General features: G+C 66.4%; 17 protein-coding genes. 4 read left to right on the top strand and 13 right to left on the bottom strand.

Annotated features, from left to right (window positions below):
* Window positions 1–14 precede the first annotated feature (14 nt).
* Window positions 15–1,874 carry a DNA primase gene (gene dnaG / locus CHRYSEO8AT_RS08910; protein ID WP_201304392.1) on the bottom strand — a complete coding sequence of 620 codons (1,860 nt, stop codon included), beginning with the start codon at window positions 1,872–1,874 and terminating at the stop codon, window positions 15–17.
* Window positions 1,875–1,988: 114 nt separating this feature from the next.
* Between dnaG and CHRYSEO8AT_RS08905 the strand changes: the two genes are divergently transcribed.
* Together CHRYSEO8AT_RS08905 and CHRYSEO8AT_RS08900 are read left to right on the top strand one after the other, a co-directional pair.
* Window positions 1,989–2,642: a hypothetical protein gene (locus tag CHRYSEO8AT_RS08905; protein ID WP_159849222.1), complete on the top strand. Its 654-nt coding sequence runs from the start codon at window positions 1,989–1,991 to the stop codon at window positions 2,640–2,642.
* Complete coding sequence (locus CHRYSEO8AT_RS08900) at window positions 2,576–2,923, top strand: transcriptional regulator (protein WP_255451474.1); 348 nt, start codon at window positions 2,576–2,578, stop codon at window positions 2,921–2,923. Before CHRYSEO8AT_RS08905 ends, CHRYSEO8AT_RS08900 begins: the two co-directional genes overlap by 67 nt.
* Window positions 2,924–3,154: 231 nt before the next feature.
* On the opposite strand, the gene CHRYSEO8AT_RS08895 is transcribed toward CHRYSEO8AT_RS08900, so the two are convergent.
* The gene (locus tag CHRYSEO8AT_RS08895; RefSeq protein WP_159849218.1) at window positions 3,155–3,991 is read right to left on the bottom strand and encodes an LD-carboxypeptidase; all 837 of its coding nucleotides are present in this window, start codon (window positions 3,989–3,991) and stop codon (window positions 3,155–3,157) included.
* A 68-nt stretch (window positions 3,992–4,059) separates the two neighbouring features.
* Here CHRYSEO8AT_RS08895 and murC point away from each other — a divergent pair, with 68 nt between their 5' ends.
* Entirely contained in the window at window positions 4,060–5,454 is a 1,395-nt protein-coding gene (murC, locus tag CHRYSEO8AT_RS08890) for a UDP-N-acetylmuramate--L-alanine ligase (protein WP_159849216.1), read from the top strand.
* A 33-nt stretch (window positions 5,455–5,487) separates the two neighbouring features.
* A complete protein-coding gene (locus tag CHRYSEO8AT_RS08885) occupies window positions 5,488–5,919 on the top strand; it encodes a hypothetical protein (protein WP_159849214.1) in 432 nt (143 codons plus the stop codon).
* Here CHRYSEO8AT_RS08885 and CHRYSEO8AT_RS08880 read toward each other — a convergent pair.
* The 11 genes from CHRYSEO8AT_RS08880 to CHRYSEO8AT_RS08830 form a co-directional block, all read right to left on the bottom strand.
* Window positions 5,916–7,292, bottom strand: a complete 1,377-nt coding sequence (locus CHRYSEO8AT_RS08880) for a sulfite reductase subunit alpha (protein ID WP_159849212.1) — start codon at window positions 7,290–7,292, stop codon at window positions 5,916–5,918. The two genes, CHRYSEO8AT_RS08885 and CHRYSEO8AT_RS08880, sit on opposite strands and share 4 nt — an antisense overlap.
* Window positions 7,289–8,398 (bottom strand): FAD:protein FMN transferase, encoded by a 1,110-nt coding sequence (locus CHRYSEO8AT_RS08875; RefSeq protein ID WP_159849210.1) that lies wholly within the window; start codon window positions 8,396–8,398, stop codon window positions 7,289–7,291. Before CHRYSEO8AT_RS08875 ends, CHRYSEO8AT_RS08880 begins: the two co-directional genes overlap by 4 nt.
* A 9-nt stretch (window positions 8,399–8,407) precedes the next feature.
* Window positions 8,408–9,208 carry a DUF4198 domain-containing protein gene (locus CHRYSEO8AT_RS08870; RefSeq protein ID WP_201304391.1) on the bottom strand — a complete coding sequence of 267 codons (801 nt, stop codon included), beginning with the start codon at window positions 9,206–9,208 and terminating at the stop codon, window positions 8,408–8,410.
* An 11-nt stretch (window positions 9,209–9,219) separates the two neighbouring features.
* Complete coding sequence (locus tag CHRYSEO8AT_RS08865; RefSeq protein WP_159849206.1) at window positions 9,220–9,732, bottom strand: DUF2271 domain-containing protein; 513 nt, start codon at window positions 9,730–9,732, stop codon at window positions 9,220–9,222.
* Between the two features lie 11 nt (window positions 9,733–9,743).
* A complete protein-coding gene (locus CHRYSEO8AT_RS08860; RefSeq protein ID WP_159849204.1) occupies window positions 9,744–10,421 on the bottom strand; it encodes a PepSY-associated TM helix domain-containing protein in 678 nt (225 codons plus the stop codon).
* 67 nt (window positions 10,422–10,488) lie between these two features.
* Window positions 10,489–11,175, bottom strand: a complete 687-nt coding sequence (locus CHRYSEO8AT_RS08855) for a Fe2+-dependent dioxygenase (RefSeq protein WP_159849202.1) — start codon at window positions 11,173–11,175, stop codon at window positions 10,489–10,491.
* A gap of 76 nt (window positions 11,176–11,251) precedes the next feature.
* Window positions 11,252–13,531: a TonB-dependent siderophore receptor gene (locus CHRYSEO8AT_RS08850; RefSeq protein WP_159849200.1), complete on the bottom strand. Its 2,280-nt coding sequence runs from the start codon at window positions 13,529–13,531 to the stop codon at window positions 11,252–11,254.
* Window positions 13,532–13,627: 96 nt separating this feature from the next.
* A complete protein-coding gene (locus tag CHRYSEO8AT_RS08845; protein ID WP_159849198.1) occupies window positions 13,628–14,413 on the bottom strand; it encodes a peptidase in 786 nt (261 codons plus the stop codon).
* A gap of 64 nt (window positions 14,414–14,477) precedes the next feature.
* Complete coding sequence (locus CHRYSEO8AT_RS08840; RefSeq protein WP_159849196.1) at window positions 14,478–15,317, bottom strand: transglutaminase family protein; 840 nt, start codon at window positions 15,315–15,317, stop codon at window positions 14,478–14,480.
* A 2-nt stretch (window positions 15,318–15,319) separates the two neighbouring features.
* Window positions 15,320–16,258 (bottom strand): alpha-E domain-containing protein, encoded by a 939-nt coding sequence (locus CHRYSEO8AT_RS08835; protein ID WP_135193667.1) that lies wholly within the window; start codon window positions 16,256–16,258, stop codon window positions 15,320–15,322.
* Complete coding sequence (locus tag CHRYSEO8AT_RS08830) at window positions 16,258–17,679, bottom strand: circularly permuted type 2 ATP-grasp protein (protein WP_159849194.1); 1,422 nt, start codon at window positions 17,677–17,679, stop codon at window positions 16,258–16,260. Before CHRYSEO8AT_RS08830 ends, CHRYSEO8AT_RS08835 begins: the two co-directional genes overlap by 1 nt.
* Between the last annotated feature and the right edge of the window lie 188 nt (window positions 17,680–17,867).

Raw genomic sequence — 17,867 nt, 5'->3', positions numbered from 1 at the left:
GGCGGGCCGTAAGGTTACGAGCCCGCGCTGTCTTCCCAAATCGTCCCGGCTTTGATCGCACGGCGAAGCGCATCCCGCTCGGCCTTAAGCCGGCGAAACGCCTCATCCTGCCCAGGCACATCACGTGCATGAGCCAAGGCGTCCTCCAACGCGGCGACCCGCGTCGAAGCGTCGAACGCCTGCGACCATCGGACCCTTGCCTCGGCGAGGGGCGCATTTGCGGCCAGGAAAGGCGCGCCGGACTTTGCCGCCGCCTTCTCGACCTCGCGCACTAAGGCATCATGACCCGATTGCGCCAGATGGCGTCGCAGGGCGGCAGAGTCAAGGCTATGTCCCGACAGACGCATGCGAACCAGTTCCTGAGCCAGGCCATCCAGCCCTTTGTCGCCGAAACCGTGGGCGGCGATCTCCTCCAGATGGTCGTCCATCCGTTCGGGATCGTCGATGGCGCCGTGGGCCAAGGCCGCTGGCACCGGCTCGATAGCGCGGAACAGCGACTGCATCGCCTGGGCCCCTTCCGCCGTCTGGCCCAGCTTGGGCGGCGGACCGAAACCGCGCCTGCCCTGCCCCGGCGTCCAGGGCGCGCGTTGGGGACTGCGCGGGAACAGGGCGTCGAAACGGTCGAACAGGTCGCGGCGGTATTGTTCGGCCAGATCCTTGTCCTGAATGGCCGAAGCGGTGTTCCTCAGCCGCGCCTTGAAGCCAGCCTTGCGTTCCGGCGTGTCCAGCGGCTCCAGATCCTGTTCACGGCGGAACAGCACCTCGGCGAACCCATGGGTGTCGGCCAGGGCCTGGCGCAGCGCCGGGGCGCCCTTTTCGCGCAGGATGTCGTCGGGATCCTGTCCGGCGCCCAGCAGCGAGAACCGGAACGAGCGCCCGGCCTTCAGCAACGGCAGCGACCGTTCGATGGCGCGATAGGCGGCGCGCAAGCCGGCCGCATCCCCGTCGAAACACAGCACCGGCTCGGACGACACCCGCCACAGCCGCTCCATCTGCTCTTCCGTCAGAGCCGTGCCCATCGGCGCCACGGCCGGCAGGCCCGCGCGCTGGCAGGCGATGACGTCCATGTAGCCTTCGACCACGATGATGGCCTGATCGTTCTTGCTCTCAGCACCCAAGATGCGCCGCGCCTCGGGCAGGCCGTAGAGGGTCGCGCCCTTGTGGAAGAGCGGGCTTTCCGGGCCGTTCAGATATTTGGCGCGATCGTCGGGGTTCATGGCCCGGCCGCCGAAGCTGACGATCCGGCCCCGTGCATCCAGGATGGGGAACATCAGCCGGTCGCGGAACCGGTCATAGGGCTGGCCGCCGCTTTCGGGCGAGATCAGCATCCCGGCCTCGACCAGTTCGGCGGGCTTGGCGCCGCGCTGGATCAGGGCCTGTTTCAGCCCCTCGCGGTCGTTGGGCGCATAGCCCAGGCCGAACCGCTCCCACTGATCCTCGGGCAGGCCGCGTTTTTCCAGATATTCCCGCGCCGCCTTGCCGGGCGTGCGGCGCAGATTGGCGGCGAACCATTTCTGGGCCAGATCCATCCAGTCCGACAGGCCCGCCCGCTTCTGCTCGCGCTCGGCCTCCTTGGGGTCTTCCGCCGGCAGTTGCATACCGGCCTCGCCGGCGAGCCGCTGCACCGCCTCGACGAAGCTGAGCCGCTCCGTCTCCTGCAGGAAGGAGATGATGTCGCCGTGCTTGCCGGACGAGAAGTCGTGGAAGAACCCCTTGTCGTCGTTGACGAAGAACGACGGCGACTTCTCCTTGGAGAAGGGCGACAGGCCGACATATTCGCGCCCCTGACGTTTCAGCTTCACCGTCCGCCCGATCACGTCGGACGGCCGAAGGCGGGCCTTCAGTTCATCGATGAATCTTTCGTCGAAACGCACCCGGCGACCTTTAGCGCCCGCCGCGCATACAAGCGACTCCTGTCGCATCAAGACCACGCCTTGACTCGACTAGTTTGTAATTCAAAGTTATCAGATCCCTTTTGGAGAGCATTGATGACTGACAGCCCCACGCGCCCTGAGGCGGACGATCTCGCCTATCTCAAGCGACTGGCGATCGCAGGTCGAGGAGCACCCGCGCCCTTCCTGCTGTTGATCGCCGTGTTCGGCGGCGCTTACGGCTTTGCTCTGCTGGCCATTCTGGTCGCGTGCTTGATCGATGGCGTACCGCAACCCGGAATGCCCGTCACAGGCCCCATTTCGAATTTCGTCGGCATGTGGGCCATCATCGGCTCACACCTCTGCGTCTTCGCCGCCCTGGCTTGGACGGCTTGGAGGACCATAGGGCCAAACAGGGTCCGCCTCAGTCGAACCGCTTTCGCGACCTGGTCCGCCAGTTTCATCGCCCTGGTGATGACCGTGATCGTCTTCCCGATGTTCACGCGAAACGAGATGTCGAACGAGTCGGTGCACACCGCCCATATCGTGCCCTCGGTCGTGCTCATTCTATGGGGCTGCGCCTGGTGGATCACAGCCATCACCAGCGATCGTCGCTGGCTGGTTCTGGTCGGCCTGGGAAGCTTCGCCGCCGCAGCCGCATTGGCCTGGGTCGGCGTCGGAACATTCGACGCCCTGCCGATCATGTGCGCCAGCCTGATCGGCCTGGCCTTCATCCCGGCCGTCATCCTGATGCGCCAGGCCCGCAGGTGAAGGCGTCATCCGACGGCGATCCCGCCTTTTCACATCGGTTGAGACGAGCGGTGATGGCCTATCTCTCGAGCGCCGAAATCGAGGACTTCACCCGACTGGCCGCCGAGCTGGAGGTTGCCAACAATAGTCTGTCCAGCAACCTGATGCGGCTGGAGGCCTTGGGCTACGTTCAGCTTCGTCGCGGCTTTTTAGGTCGCAAGCCCCGCATGCGTGTCGTCCTGACCCCAGCCGGGCGCACAGCATGGGCGCTATATCTAGATCGGCTCAGTCTGAACGGTTGATCGCCAGCAAGGGCGATCAGGCGGCTCGTCCGGGCATCCCCCGATATCCGAACGAACCGCCGCATCGCAGAAGGCGTAAACCGCCGCGTCCCCCAACGCCTTGGCTAACGAAGTCCTAACGCCTCGCGGACCGGCATCTGAGGTCAGGACCGGCGTTCTGTCGAGAGGGCGGGTGCGGCGGCGCTGCGGATCAAGGCGAGACTGTGTCTTTTTCGCCGCGTGCACTTTGCCTCACGCGCGACCGAAGGGCACGACCTTGTTGGCGCCGTCGTGCCCAATATCGGCGTTTCCGAGGAAGGCTATGCCCGATCTCAGGCACCAGTATCGAACGATCTCCTCAGGAGTCTGTCCGAAATCGGGATCGTTTGGCGTGACATCCGAAACACGCCCCAGGCGAATCCCGGCCACACGCCGAATGCTCGCCTGGCTGGTCAAATGAAACATCATCCGGTCGATCCGGTAGGCGGCCTCCGACACCTCCTCCAGCATCAGGACGTGACCGGACAAATCCGGCTCCAGCGCCGTGCCGGTCAGCTCGTTCAGGATGGTGAGATTGAAGGCCACGGCCGGTCGCGGATCGGTCGCCAGCGAAGGCTCGATCCAGTCGGTCCGCCCGGTGGTCAGCCAAGACAGGGCGCCCTTCGCCGTCGCGTCGTCGCGCACCGAATCCGAGGCCATCGGCCCGTGCGCCAGATGCTGGAAACCCGCCTTGTACATCCCGGCCAGCAGGCTGCCCGCATCGGAATAGCCCATGTAGCGCTTCTTGCGGGCTGTGGCGTCCAGGCGCGGGATCACCGCGTCGGCGATGCGACACGAGCCATAGCCGCCGCGCGCGAACCAGATGGCGTCGATGCGCGGGTCGTTGGCGAACTCCACGAAGGCGTCGGCGCGCGCCCGGTCGTCGCCGGCGAAATGGCCGTGTTTCAGGAAGCAGGCGGGATGAAACACCACCGCCACGTCGCGGTCGGGATGGTTCTGCGCCATCCAGACCGCGACCGCCTCGGCGCGCTCTTTCGAAAACCGCGAACTGGCGCAGACGACGCCGATCTTGAAGCTGTTGGTATCCACGCCCGCCTTCTTCGTCGTTTTTGCGATCCCCACTGGCGGACCGGCCCGATCCCCTGTTCTAAGGGGGCATGAACCAAGACGCCTCCTATTTCTTCTGCGGCATCGGCGGGTCGGGCATGCTGCCCCTGGCCATGATCCTTCAGGCGCGCGGCGCAGCCATCGAGGGCTCGGACCGCGCGCTGGATCAAGGCCGCACGCCCGAGAAGTTCGACTGGCTGCGCGCCCACGGCGTGACCCTGCATCCCCAGGACGGGTCGGGCGTGACGCGCGCCGATCAGACCGTGATCGCCACCGGCGCCATCGAGGAGACAGTGCCCGACATCGGGGCGGCGAAACGCGCCGGCGCGATCATAAAGACCCGGCCCCAGTTGCTCAGCGAAATCTTCAACGCCGCCTCGACCTCCGTCGGCGTGGCGGGCACCAGCGGCAAGTCCACCATCACCGGCATGATCGCCTGGATCCTGCATCAGGCGGGCCGCCAACCCACCGTCATGAACGGGGCGGTGATGAAGAACTTCGCCGACGCCGACCATCCGTTCGCCAGCGCCCTGATCGGCGGCCCCGACGTGTTCGTGTCGGAGGTGGACGAAAGCGACGGTTCCATCGCCGGCTATGACCCGACGGTCGCCGTGGTGTCCAACATCTCGCTGGACCACAAGTCGATGGAGGAACTGCGCAACCTGTTCGGCGGCTTCACCGCCCGTGCGACGACGGCCGTGTTGAACCTCGACAATCCCGAGACGGCGGCCCTGGCGCAGACCCTGCCCGCCGGCAAGGCCATCACCTTCGGCCTGGGCGAGGAGAAGGCCGACCTGTCCGGCCATGATCTCCAGCCCCTGCCGACGGGCATGAAGTTCCGCCTGATCGAGGGCTGGAGCGAGCACGATGTCATCCTGAACGTCCCCGGCGCGCACAATGTCGCCAATGCGCTGGCGGCGCTGGGCGCGACCCGGGCGCTGGGCGTGCCGACCAGCGAGGCGGTCAAGGCGCTGGAGACCTTCGCCGGCATCCGTCGCCGCATGGAGGTGGTCGGGACGACCGGCGACATCACCGTCATCGACGACTTCGCCCATAACCCGGACAAGATCGCCGCCACGCTGAAGACCCTGCACGCCTTCGACGGGCGGCTGCTGATCCTGTTCCAGCCGCACGGGTTTGGCCCGCTGAAGCTGATGAAGTCGGAGTTCATCGACGGCTTCGCCGGTCTGATGCGGGAGGACGACGTTCTGCTGATGCCCGAGCCGGTCTATTACGGCGGCACCACCGACCGCAGCGTCGGGTCCGAGGACATCGCCTCCGGCGTCCGCGCCGCGGGCCGTCAGGCGGAGGCGCTCGCGACGCGCGCGGCGTGCGGCGACCGGATCGTGGAGATCGCTCAACCGGGGGACCGCATCATCGTCATGGGGGCGCGCGACGACACCCTGTCCACATTTGCGGCCGAGCTGCTGGGGCGGTTGGGTTAGTTTGATCGCTTGAAGTTAAAGCGAGCCACATTCTTGACCGGCGTTTGCGGAATGGCCTGCTCAGCCATTCTTTATGTAGCGCTGCTTGCAGTATGGCCGAGCCTGCCGCTTATCCGATCATTTTGGCTGTTGCCAATCTATGGTCGTCCGGAAATGCTTATGGCTTGGATCATCGGAACGCTGGTCGTCGTCGGGGCATGGCTGTTTGGACGACGCCTTTCGGCGATTGCCACTGTTCTCGTGGCTACGATGCTGGTCGTAGTTCCGGCGGTCTGGCTCATTGTGGACCAAAGCGTAATCCGTGCATCTATGGGTCAATGGCCTGCGTTAGGCAGCGAAACCTGGCGCATCTATGTGGCGCCGACCTATGCAGAGTATGCGATCACGTTTTTCCTCAGCTTCGCCAGCCTCGCGGCTCTGACGGCATCACGGTCTAACCAACGGACCGACATGGCCGAAGCCTAATAGACGTCCCGCCGATACCGCCCGTCTTCCAGCATCGTCAGCACCACATCCGCGCCCAGCGCATTCTCCAGCGCCGCATGCACACCTTGGGACATCCCTTCCAGGCTGCCGCAGACATAGATCGTCGCCCCGCGCGCGACCCAGTCTCGCAGCTCGTCCGTCGCCGCCGCGACCAGATCCTGCACATAGCGCCCGTCGCCCGCATCGCGCGAGAAGGACCGGTCCAGCCGCCGCAGCACGCCCGACGCCCGCCAGGCCTGCAGTTCCGCATCGAAGAAGGCGTCGTGCGCCTGCGTCCGTTCGCCGAACAACAGCCACGCCCCGCCTGCCGCTGTCCGCGTCTTCAGGTGCGCCCGCAGTCCGGCGATCCCCGTGCCGTTGCCGATCAGGATCATCGGCGTCGCGTCCGCCGGGCCGTGGAAGCTGCGGTTGGTGCGCAGCCGCATCCCGATCTCGCCGCCGACCGCCAGGTCTTGGGTCAGCCAGCCCGAAGCCAAGCCCGGCGTCCCATCGGGATGGCGCATCAGGCGGATCAGGAACTCGACCCGGCCGTCCGACGGAAGGGAGGCGATGGAATATTCGCGCGAGCCTGGCGTGACGCCGTCCCGCTCGGGCAGGCCCACCTCGGCGATGTCGCCGGCCGACCAGTCGGGCGCCGCGTCCACAGGTTCGAACGCCAGATGAAACGCCTCGCCGCCCGGACTGCCGGGATTGACCAGGGTCCGCTCGACCAACCGCCAGGGGTCGTAGGCCGGCGGGGTCCAGTCGGGGGCGGTGACGCTGCCGGTGATCTGGTTCAGCTGGTGCTGCCAGTGGCGGATGGCGCCGGCCTCGCCGTTGTCGACCTCGACCGTATCGAACAGGGGTTCGGCTCCCGACCGTCTCAGCCAACCGTCCACAGCATGGCCGAAGCCGCAGAACTGGTCGTAGCTGCGGTCGCCGAGCGCCAGCAGACCGAACCGCAGCCCTGACAATTTCGCCGTCGCGCCCATGGTTTTGCGCACGAACCGGGCCGCGCTGTCGGGCGGATCGCCCTCCCCCGTCGTGGAGACGATCAGCAGCGCCCGGTCCGTCGCCTTCAGGGTCTGCAAGTCCAGATCGGCGAAAGACACCACGCGCGCGCCCACGCCGCCGTCGCTCAAGGCGCGCGCCGTCATCCAGGCCAGTTCCTCGGCGAAACCCGTCTGGCTGGCGAAGGCGATCAGCACCGCCTGGCCCTCGCCCGCCCCGGCCCCAGCGCCCGAAAAGACGTCAGACTGCGCGCGCGCCGCCGCCCTGGCCCGGCGTTCGCGCCAGACGATGACGGCGATCAGGGCCAGCCAAAGCAGGAACGCCCCGACCGCCCACAGCCAGCGCTGCGGATCGGCTGTCACCCCGGCCGATCTCCGTCGGGATCGTCCATAAGGGCGGCGAAGGCCGACGTCATCCGCTCGACCGGCCCGCGCTCGGTGCGCTCGACGAAGTGGGCGATCAGCCCCAGCGCCTCGGCATACTCCGGCCCCTCGAACGGCCCCATGACCGTCAGCGCCGTGGCGTAGGCGTCGGCCATCATGGCCGAGGCGTGCAGCACCGTGACCGAGCTCAGATTGTTGCTGACCGGGCGCCCGGTCGAACCGTCGAGGGTGTGGGGATACAGCCGGCCGTCATGGCGGAACGCCCGGCGATAATCGCCGCTGGTCGCCACGGCTAAATCGAACAGGGCCGCCACGGTGTGGGGTGCAGGCGAACCCTCGACCCGCTCGATCTCAACCCACCAGGGTTGGGCGTCCGGCTTGACGCCGCGTCCCTTCAACTCGCCGCCGATCTCGATCAGGTGCGAGGTCGCGCCCATCGCCATCAGCCGGTCGGACACCCGGTCCACCGCATGCCCCTTGGCGATGCCGGAGAAATCCAGCTTCATTCCGCCCATCTGCATCACGCCGCGCGCCTCGGGATTCAGCCGCAGCTTCTGCCAGCCGGACACGGCCATGGCCGCCGCGATCTCATCCTCGGACGGCACAGGCAGCAGGGCCGAGCGTGGTCCGGGCGGGCCGAAACCCCACAGGTCGACCAGCGCTCCAAGCGTCGGATCGACCGCCCCGTTCGTCTCGTCCCCCAGGGTCATCGCCGCATCCACCAGATCCCAGAACGGCGGCGACACCGCCCAGAAACCGGCCGGCGCATTATTGAATCGACTGATCTCGCTGGACGGATCCCACGGGCTGAACAGGGCGACGACGGCCGCCAGCTCCTGTTCGATCGCGTCTTGGATCGCCGCTTCGCCCACGCCTGGAGGTGCGATCACGCGCGCGCTCCAGGTCGTGCCCATGGTCTCGCCGCCCAGCGCACGGATCAGGTCGCTGGGCGGACGGGGCGGTGCCCTCGCGATGACGGGCACCAGCACGCGGTTGTCGGCGCGGTCGGCCAGCGGGCTGGCGTCACCGAGATTGACCGTGGGCGGGGCGGCGCGTGAACCGCGCGAGAAGGGTGTGTCTGACATCCCTGTCGCTTAGGGCAGGACTTCCATCGCCGCCACATAGCTGGCGTTGGAACCGAGCGTTTCGCCCTGACCTTCGGTGCGGACCGAGGCGTTCAGCCAGTACATGCCCGCTTCCGGCCAGGTCACGGTGAAGGCGCCGTCGGCGCCGGTCGTGACAGTCGATTCCTCGGGATTGTCGCGATAGCGGATAGCGCCGCGCGCCACGGTGACCTCAAGGCCCGACGCCGGCTGGCCATTGTTCAGCAGCTTGAAGGTGGCGGGCTCGCCGACGACCAGGTCGTTGGGATGGGTCACGGGAACCAGCTCAAGCCCTTCGCCGGTCGTCTTGAAGACGGTGTCGGTCGGGTTGTTCAGGGTGACGAAGGTCTCGATGCGGCTGGCGGTGCGGGTCGCCTGCACGTCGGTCGCGCCCTCAGGCAGGCCCGCCGGATATTCGGCCGCCGCGCCGCGCCAACGCTTCTGTTCGCCGTTCAGCTTGTAGCTGGCCATGACGCCGCCCATGACGTTGGCGATCTTGTAGGTGCCGTTCTGCGTCAGGTGCGCGTCGAAGGTCGAGCGATACTGGCCCTGCATGGCGTGCTCGGGCTGAACCGCCGAACCGTCCGGCGCGGTGATGGCCAGGCCGTTCAGGCGCATGGCGGCGTGATCGGGGTTGAACACCTGGTTCGACATGCCGGCGTCGAACCCGACCCAGGCGTCCGTGCCCGACAGGGTCGTGGCCGTCGGCGCCAGCCAGGCGCGGTGCGCCTGGGCGGCCATGGGGGCGGCCAAGGCTGCGGCCAGCGTGAGGAGAGCGATCGTCTTCTTCATGGTCATGATCCTTAGCGAGAGACGGCGACGCGCACGGCGCCCAGTTCGGTAGAGCCGGTTCCGGCGCCGGCGTTGGCGGCGCCCCAGCGGAAGGGCACGCGCACGACCTCGCGGCCGCCCAGCTCACGGGCCGCCTCGACGACGATGTTGTATTGGCCCGGTTGCAGGCCGGCCAGGCGCGCGGCCGGCAAGGTGACCGTCTGGCGACCCGGCGCGCGGGTCGCGCCCGACACGCCGTCGGCCGGCAGGCTCATGGCCCGGCCGCCCTTGCGCCACCAGGTGCGCAGGTCCTTCAGCCAGTCCTTGCCGTCGCCTTCGTTGTTGCGGGTCTGCTGATACCAGACGGCCAGGGTCCGCTCGGCCGACTGGTCCGGCTTCTCGATCCACACGGCGACATAGGGGCGGTGATAGGAGGCGGTGTTCAGGCGCGGAATCTCGACCGACACCGTCAGGTCGGCGGCCATGACGGGCGCAGCGGCGGCGGCGAGGCCGACTGTGGTGATGACGATGGGGAGCAGGCGCATCGGAAAACTCGTCAGTGAATGAAGATCAGGGCGATGACGACGGGGATCAGCAGGCCCAACGCCGCCAGCGGCCAGGTCGAGGGCCGACCCTTGGCGTGCAGGAACATCAGGCCCAGCCCCGTCAGGGCGAAGATGGTGCAGGCGACGGCGAAGACGTCGATGAACCAGAACCAGACCGAGCCGGCGTTACGGCCCTTGTGTAGGTCGTTGAGGTAGGCGATCCAGCCACGGGTGGTCTTCTCATGCAGGGTATCGCCGTTTGAACGGTCGATCGTCACCCATCCGTCGCCGCCCGGCATGGCCAGGGCCACGTAGACTTCTTCGGGCGTTGTCTCGGTCGGCTTGCCGGCGATCTCGACCTTCAGCGCCTCGGACGCCCAGCGCGCGACGGAGTCGGGAACGGGATCGGTCGTCTCCTGCGGGAAGGCCGCCAGTCGCTGCAACAGCGGCGCCGGCAGGGTCGCGGTCTGTTCGACCGTGACAGGATTGCCGGGGATCGAGGCCGCGTGGTTCAGGGTGATGCCGGTGACGGCGAACAGGATCATGCCCACCAGGCTGACCGCCGCCGAAATCCAGTGCCAGCTATGAAGCTGTTTCAGCCAAAACGACCGCGCGCCGTTCAGCGCCGCCTTGGGTTTGGGCCCCTTGGCTGCGGTTTCGGCCTGACGCTGTGTGGCGAGTTCGGTCACGCCGTCGCTGTGCCATTGTTGCGAACGGGTTGCAATAGCATTCAGCAGCGCCGCGACACCTTGCGCCTCAGACCTCGGCCCAGCGACGCAGCAGATTGTGATAGACGCCGGTCAGTTCGATCACCGCCTGATCCTTGGGTCCCTTGTCCAGCCCGACCCGCTGGGTGGCGATGTCCAGGCGGAACAACGTCTCGCGGTCGGCGTCGTCGCGGACCAGGCTCTGCATCCACATGAAGGACGACACCCGCGCCCCGCGCGTCACCGGCGTGACGCTGTGCAGGCTCTTGGACGGATACAGGACCAGATCGCCGGCCGGCAGCTTGATCGACTGCGACCCGTACATCTCCTCGATGATCAACTCGCCGCCGTCGTAATCCTCGGGCTCGGACAGGAACAGGGTCGCCGACAGGTCGCTGCGGATGCGCATCGCCCCGCCCCCGCGCGCCTGGCGAATGGCGTTGTCCACATGCAGGCCGAACTCGCCCCCGCCTTCGTAGCGGTTGAACAGGGGCGGAAAGATCGTGTGCGGCAAGGCCGCTGCCACGAACATGGGATTGGCGTTCAAAGCCTGAACGACCAGGGCCGAGACCTCTCGCGCGACCTCAGAATCCTCGGGCAGTTGCAGGTTCTTCTTCGCCGTCGCCGACTGATGGCCCGAGGTGGCGTTGCCGTCGCTCCAGGGACCGGCGTCCAGCCGTTCGCGCAAGGCCTTCACCTCGGCCTTGGAGAAGACTTCCGGTATCTGCAGCAGCACGACGGCCTCGTTCGGAAAGAAGAAACGGCCCCGCGGGGGATCGCGGGGCCGTCAGGATAGGCTGCGAAGGCGGCCTTTAGAAGCGCAGGTTCAGGGCCAGGGTGGCCGAACGCCCCGGCGCCGGGTCGGCATGGTGAACGCCGTTGGTGCGGATGATGTAATCCTCGTCCGCTGCATTCTGCACGTTCAGTTGCAGGGTGGCGCGATCCGTCAGGTCGTAGGAGGCGAAGGCGTCGAGGCGAGTATAAGCAGGAGCGTAGATCGCATTCGTGCCGCCGCCGGCGCCGCCCTGGTTACCGCCGTTGGAGCGCGAGACATAATAGACGCCGCCGCCGGCCGTCAGTTTCGACGTGATTTTATAGGTCGAGAACAGGCTGACGTTATGCTTGGGCGTATTCCCCAAGGCCTGTCCCTCCAGCGGGCTGGGCACGGCGGGGCCTCCCGGCACAGGGAAGGTGACGGCGCCCTTGACCAGTTCGCTGGTCTGATAGGTGTAACCACCGAACACCTGCCACAGGGGCGTGATGTTGCCGGAGATGCCGAGCTCGACGCCATCGACCTGGATTTCGCCGACCTGACCCAAATCCGTCGGTGCGGGACCGACCACGACATTGGCGTTCTTGCGGGTCAGGTGGAAGGCCGCCGCGCTCAACTGAAGCTGGTCGCGGAACAGGCTGGCCTTGGCGCCCACCTCATAGCTGGTCGTGTCTTCCGGATCGAGCACAGCTTGGGCCGGTGTAGCGCTGGAGTTGCCGTCGCCGCCGCTGATCGTGGGCGGCGTCGAGGAGGTCGAATAGGACGCATAGACGCTGGTCTGGCGGGTCGGCTTGTACACTACGCCGACCTGATAGTTCACGAAGTCCCACGACGCTTCGGCGACAGAGGCGCCCGTCGAAGCGACACCGTCCACCGAATAGTCGTCCCAGCGCAGGCCGAGGTTCACCAACCACTTGTCGCCGATCTCGATGGAGTCGAAGCCATAGATGGCCTTGGTGTCCGTCGTGTTCGAGGTGACGGCGCCGCGAACCTTGGTGCCCGTCCACGGATCGCTCGGATTGGGGTTGTAGAGCGGGGTGCAGTCCACGCCGGTCAGCGGCGCAGGACAGGCGGTTCCCGTCAGAGACGTCACGGTCCAAGACGCGTTCTTGTTGACCTCATGGGTGAATTCGGCGCCCAGGCTGAAGCTGTGCTTGATTGCGTCGGTATTGAACGTGCCGAACAGTTCGGTGACGTTGGCGGTCGTATCGACAGGGTTCCAGCGCGACTTCAGGCCCCGCTTCATCCACCAGGTGTCGCCGATCAGGACGGCGGCGCCGCCGTCGCCGGGATTGGTGACGACATAGTCGTTCAGCGTCTCGGCATAGCGGGTGCTGTTGCGCAGCGTCAGGTTCTGCGTCAGCCGATGCTCCAGCACCAGGGTGGCGCTCTTGACCGTATTGTTCAGATAGTCGCGCGCAGTCAGGCCGTAGAAGGTGTCGTACGGCACGTTCAGAATGCCTTCGGCATTCTCGCGCGGCGCCGTCGCGCCGCCGCGCTTGGTATAAAGCGGAATGCCGTAGTCAGGCATCTGATTGCTATCGAGGTAGTTGAGGCTGAGCGTCGCGGTCGTATCGGTGTCGATGCCCACGGCGAACGAGGCGGCGACACCGAGCTTGTCGTAATCGACCGCGTTGCGACGCGCCACATCGCCCGAAGCCGACAGGACGTTGATGCGGAAGCCGGCGGTGTCGCTGATGGCCCAGTTCTGGTCGATCGTGCCGCGCCAGTAGCTGTCCGTGCCGGCGCCCAGCGAGACATTGGTGAAGTCCACCAGCTTCGGCGACTTGGACGACAGGTTGATCGAGCCGCCGCCCGAACCCCGGCCGGAATAGGCCGAGTCAGGCCCCTTCACGACCTCGACCTGTTCCAGGTTGAAGACTTCGCGCTGCTGGCCTCCCGAATCCCGGATGCCGTCGACAAAAATATTGTTGCCCGACGACTGGCCGCGAATGAACGGACGGTCGGCCAGCGGCTGGCCACCCTCGCCTGCGCCGAAGGTGATGCCAGGCGAGGTGCGCAACAGGTCCTGCAGCGAGGTCGCGCCGATCTGCTCGATGACCTGCTGAGGAATGATGGTGACGCTGCGCGGCGTATCGACCAGGGGGGCGACGAACTTGGAGGATTGCGGCTCGCGGCGAACGCGCTGCCCATTGACGTCGATGGTGCCCAGATTGGCGGGCTGTTGCTGGTCCGCCGTGACGATCACCCCGTCTTCGGCGGCGGCGTCAGCGGCGAAAGCGGGGGCGGCGATCAGCATGCCGGCGGCGCTGGAGGCGAACAGGAGCGAGCGGAGCGCGGCGGCGCGGGAGTCGGACATAGTCTTGCGACCTTTTGGTCTGATTTTGCGATGCGGTCGCAATAACCAGCTTCAATATGTCGCACAAGCCAAATTGCGAACAAATCGCAATCTTAATCAGCTCACGACGGTCATCGCCCTCGGCGCCGGCGTCTTGTCCACATCCAGCCAGGTCGGATCGGGCATGGCGCGGTGGGCGGCGGCCAGAGCCTCAGACCAGCGGCGGCCCAGATCGCGGAAATAGGGATCATCGGCTTCGATACGCCGCGCGGTGCCGCTCAGCTGGTCGCGCGGCATGACGATCAGGTCCAGCGGCGGCCCGACGGCGATGTTCGAACGGATGGTCGAGTCGAACGAGATCAGCCCCAGCTTCACCGCTTCGGACAAGGTCGTCGAACTGTGCAGGGCGCGATCAAGGATGGGCTTGCCGTACTTCAGCTCGCCGATCTGAAGATAGGGGGTGTCCGGCCCGCACTCGATGAAATTACCCTGACCATAGATCAGATACAGGCCCATCTTGCCGCCCGAGATCTGACCGCCCAGCAGCATGGAGGCCGTGACGTTCAGCCCGTCGGCCGTCGGGGTCGGCGGCGTATTGATGCTGGCGCGCACGCTGGCCATCGCATGGCCAAGCAGTTGGGCCGCGCGAAACAGGGTCGGCGCGGTCTCCAGCGTCTCGACGTCGATGGAGTCGGGCAGTTTCACACCCGCCGACGCCATGGCCAGCGCCGTCTGGGTCACCGACAGATTGCCCGCCGTCGCCACCGCCAGCATCCGCTCGCCGGGCGACTTGTAGATGTGCAGCTTTCGGTAGGACGAGATGTTGTCCACGCCCGCATTGGTGCGCGTGTCGGCGATCATCGCCAACCCTTCGTCCACCAGCATGCCTACGCAATAGGTCACTTCGCTCTATCCGCTCCCCGCGTTGCGAATCCGATGACGCTAACAGATTCGCGCGACATGCCTATCAGGGCCATCCGCGCGACTGCAGTTGTTGTTGGGTCTGTTGCACGGGCCGCACATTCAGGGCGACCGTCAGGGTCTCCTGACCGCCGCCATAGCTGGTGCCCCGGATCGGCGTGGCCTCGCGCGCATCCAGACCGACAGCGACGCGGACATAGTGTTCGGTCGGGCTGATGCCGTTGGCCGGATCGAAGCCGACCCAGCCCAGGTTCTCGACCCAGGCCTCGGCCCAGGCGTGGGCGGCGTCCTGGTCGTGCTTGCCGTCCTGGCGGCTGAGGTGGCCCGAGACATAGCGGGCGGGAACCCCCATCCGGCGCGCCGACGCGATGAAGATCTGGGCGTGATCCTGACAGACGCCGCGCTTTTGGGCGAAGGCCTCGGCGGCGGTGTGGCTGGCCGAGGTCGAGCCGACCTCGAACGCCACATCCTGCTTCAGCGCCCCCATCAGGGCATGCATCCGGCCCAGGGTCGCGCCTTCAGGGATCGAGCGGGCGAAGTCGTCAATGGCCGCATCTGGCTTGGTCATCGGCGTCTCGCGCAGGAAGACGATGGGCGACAGCCGCTCGGCTTGGCCCCGCACCACGCCGCCCGTATTCACCGTCGCCACCTCGCCCGTGACCCGGATGGTCAGGGCGTCGGTCGGCCGCTCGGTATAGAGGCTGTGAACCACATTGCCGAAGGCGTCTTCGCTGCGACGCAGGCGGGCGTCCACATCGGTCTCGATGCGCCAGTCGCGCACCTGCTGGCCCTCGCACGAGCGCGGCGTCAGCCGCAGCATCTGCACGATGAACCGCGCCGGGCGGGCGTAGGCATAGCGGGTGGAGTGGTCGATCCGAATCCGCATGGTCAGACCAGATACTGTTCTTGGACGGCCGCAGCCAGGGCGTTGTTCTGGTTCAGGAAACCCTGAATATATTCATGCAGGCCGGACTGGAAGATGTCCTCGATCTTGGCCTCGTTGAACTGGGTCAGGCGGTTGGAGGCCAACCGCTGCGCCGGGCCGCGCCGCCCGTAATCGGTCGCCAGCCGCTCCAGATAGCTGACGATCATCCCCTGGCACGACGCCAGCGAACGCGGCATCTGGCGGTTCAGAACCAGCAGGTCCGCCACCAGCCAGGGCCGAACGCTCTCGCGATAGACCCAGCGATAGGCGGTGAGGGCCGAGACCTCGCGCAGCAGCGTCGTCCACTGGAAATAGTCCAGTTGTCCGCCCACCCGTTCGCCGGGCGGCAGCAGCAGGTGATATTTCACGTCCAGCAGGCGCGCGGTGTTGTCCGCCCGCTCGATCGCCATGCCGAGCCGCAGGAACCAGTAGGCGTCGTTGCGCAGCATGGTCCGCGACGAGGCGCCCTCGACCGCCAGGGACGTCGATTTCACGAAGTCGAGGAAGTTGGTGAAGTCGTCCCGCTTGGTGGGTTCGCCCAGTTCGTTCAGACCGTTCCAGGCGCCGTTGATCGCCTCCCACAACTCGATGGTCAGGGCCGTCCGCACCGAACGCGCATTGGTCCGCGCCTTGGTGATGCAGGCCTTGATCGAGGTGGAGTTGTCGTAGCCGAAGGCCAGATATTCCCGGACCGACTTCTCGGAGATTGTACGCCCCGAGGCGTCGAAGCCGCTCTTGACCCCCGACGAGGCGATGGCGCCCGCCCAGGCCGTGACCGTGGCCTGGTCCTTGGCCGGCAAGGCGGCCAGGCGAATGGCCGCCTCAAGAATCCGCGCGAGGAAATCCGCCCGCTCCATATAGCGGCCGGTCCAGTAAAGGCTGTCTGCAGTGCGTGAAAGCATCAGTTGTCCAGCACCCAGGTGTCCTTGGTTCCGCCGCCCTGGCTGGAGTTGACCACCAGCGACCCCTCTTTCAGCGCGACCCGCGTCAGGCCGCCGGGCGCGACCCGCACCCCGGCCGGGCTGGACAGGACGAACGGCCGCAGATCGACGTGGCGGGGCGAAAGATCGCCCCCGTTCAGGGTCGGGGCGGTCGACAGGCTCAGCGTCGGCTGGGCGATGAAGTCATCGGGGTCGGCGATCAACTTGGCGCGGAAGGCCTCGATCTCGGCCTTGGTCGAAGTCGGCCCGACCAGCATGCCGTAGCCGCCCGATCCGCCGACTTCCTTGACCACCAGTTCCGGCAGCTTATCCAGCACTTCTTTCAAGGCATCCGCCTCGCGGCAACGCCAGGTCGGCACGTTCTGCAGGATTGCATCCTCGCCGGTGAAGAAGCGGATGATCTCGGGCATATAGGTATAGACGGCCTTGTCGTCGGCCACGCCCGTGCCGATGGCATTGGCCAGTGTGACGCGCCCGGCGAAATAGGCCGACATCAGTCCCGGCACCCCGACCGTCGAGTTCGGCATGAAGGTCAGGGGATCGATGAAGTCGTCGTCGATGCGGCGATAGATGACATCGACCCGTTTCGGCCCCTCGGTCGTGCGCATGAAGACCGTGTCGTCATTGACGAACAGGTCGGTGCCCTGGACCAGTTCGACCCCCAGCTTGTCGGCCAGGAAGCTGTGCTCATAGTAGGCCGAGTTGAACGGCCCCGGCGTCAGGACGACGATAGTCGGGTCCGCCCCCGCGCCCGCCGGCGCCGAGGCCTGGAGCGAACGCAGCAGCATGTCGGTATAGATTTCGACCGGCCGCACGGCGTGTTCCGCGAACAGATCGGGGAACAGCCGCATCATCATCTCGCGGTTCTCCAGCATGTAGGAGACCCCCGACGGCGTGCGGCAGTTGTCTTCCAGCACGTAGAAGCCGTCCTCGCCGGTACGGACCAGATCGACACCCGAGATATGGCACCAGACATCGCCCGGCGGACGGCGCCCCTGCATCTCGGGCCGATAGTGCGGATTGGTCAGGATCAGGTCGGCGGGGACGATGCCCGCCTTGATGCATTCCTGCGCGCCATAGATGTCTTTCAGGAAGGCGTTGATGGCGGTGACCCGCTGCTTCAACCCTTTTTCCAGTCCGCTCCATTCGTCCGCGCCGATGATGCGCGGCACGACGTCGAAGGGGATCAGGCGTTCGTTGGATTCCTCGTCGCCATAGACGGCGAAGGTCACGCCCATGCGGCGGAAGAACAGCTCCGCCTGGCGCGAGCGCGCCTGCAGCAGATCGGCCGGCGCGTTTTCCAGCCATGCCGCCAGGGTCTTGTAGCTGTCACGGATCGCACCCGACCCGCCGCCGTTCATTTCGTCGAAAGCTCTCGTCATTCGCCCCCGCCGCGTTGAAGTCGCAGCTTGATCGTCCCCAAACGAAAAGCGCAACAGTTTTGTTGCACTGCGGCGACGAGGAGCGGCGCCGCACCTCTCCCTCCCCCTGCGGGGGAGGGTGGCCGAGCGGAGCGAGGTCGGGTGGGGGCGGCAAGGCGACATCCCACCGACTTGTCTCGCATCACCAG

It is taken from the genome of Brevundimonas sp. G8 (assembly GCF_902506205.1).
GTDB lineage: Bacteria > Pseudomonadota > Alphaproteobacteria > Caulobacterales > Caulobacteraceae > Brevundimonas.
Note: the sequence above shows the minus strand (reverse complement) of the source record. Positions and strands in the feature narration are given on the sequence as shown.

Bases quoted from the DNA above. Each gene is read 5' to 3' on its own strand.
- CHRYSEO8AT_RS08905 (WP_159849222.1), top strand. From the start codon at position 1,989: ATGACTGACAGCCCCACGCGCCCTGAGGCGGACGATCTCGCCTATCTC.
- murC (WP_159849216.1), top strand. From the start codon at position 4,060: ATGAACCAAGACGCCTCCTATTTCTTCTGCGGCATCGGCGGGTCGGGC.
- CHRYSEO8AT_RS08875 (WP_159849210.1), bottom strand. From the start codon at position 8,398: ATGTCAGACACACCCTTCTCGCGCGGTTCACGCGCCGCCCCGCCCACG.
- CHRYSEO8AT_RS08870 (WP_201304391.1), bottom strand. From the start codon at position 9,208: ATGAAGAAGACGATCGCTCTCCTCACGCTGGCCGCAGCCTTGGCCGCC.
- CHRYSEO8AT_RS08865 (WP_159849206.1), bottom strand. From the start codon at position 9,732: ATGCGCCTGCTCCCCATCGTCATCACCACAGTCGGCCTCGCCGCCGCC.
- CHRYSEO8AT_RS08850 (WP_159849200.1), bottom strand. From the start codon at position 13,531: ATGTCCGACTCCCGCGCCGCCGCGCTCCGCTCGCTCCTGTTCGCCTCC.
- CHRYSEO8AT_RS08840 (WP_159849196.1), bottom strand. From the start codon at position 15,317: ATGCGGATTCGGATCGACCACTCCACCCGCTATGCCTACGCCCGCCCG.
- CHRYSEO8AT_RS08835 (WP_135193667.1), bottom strand. From the start codon at position 16,258: ATGCTTTCACGCACTGCAGACAGCCTTTACTGGACCGGCCGCTATATG.
- CHRYSEO8AT_RS08830 (WP_159849194.1), bottom strand. From the start codon at position 17,679: ATGACGAGAGCTTTCGACGAAATGAACGGCGGCGGGTCGGGTGCGATC.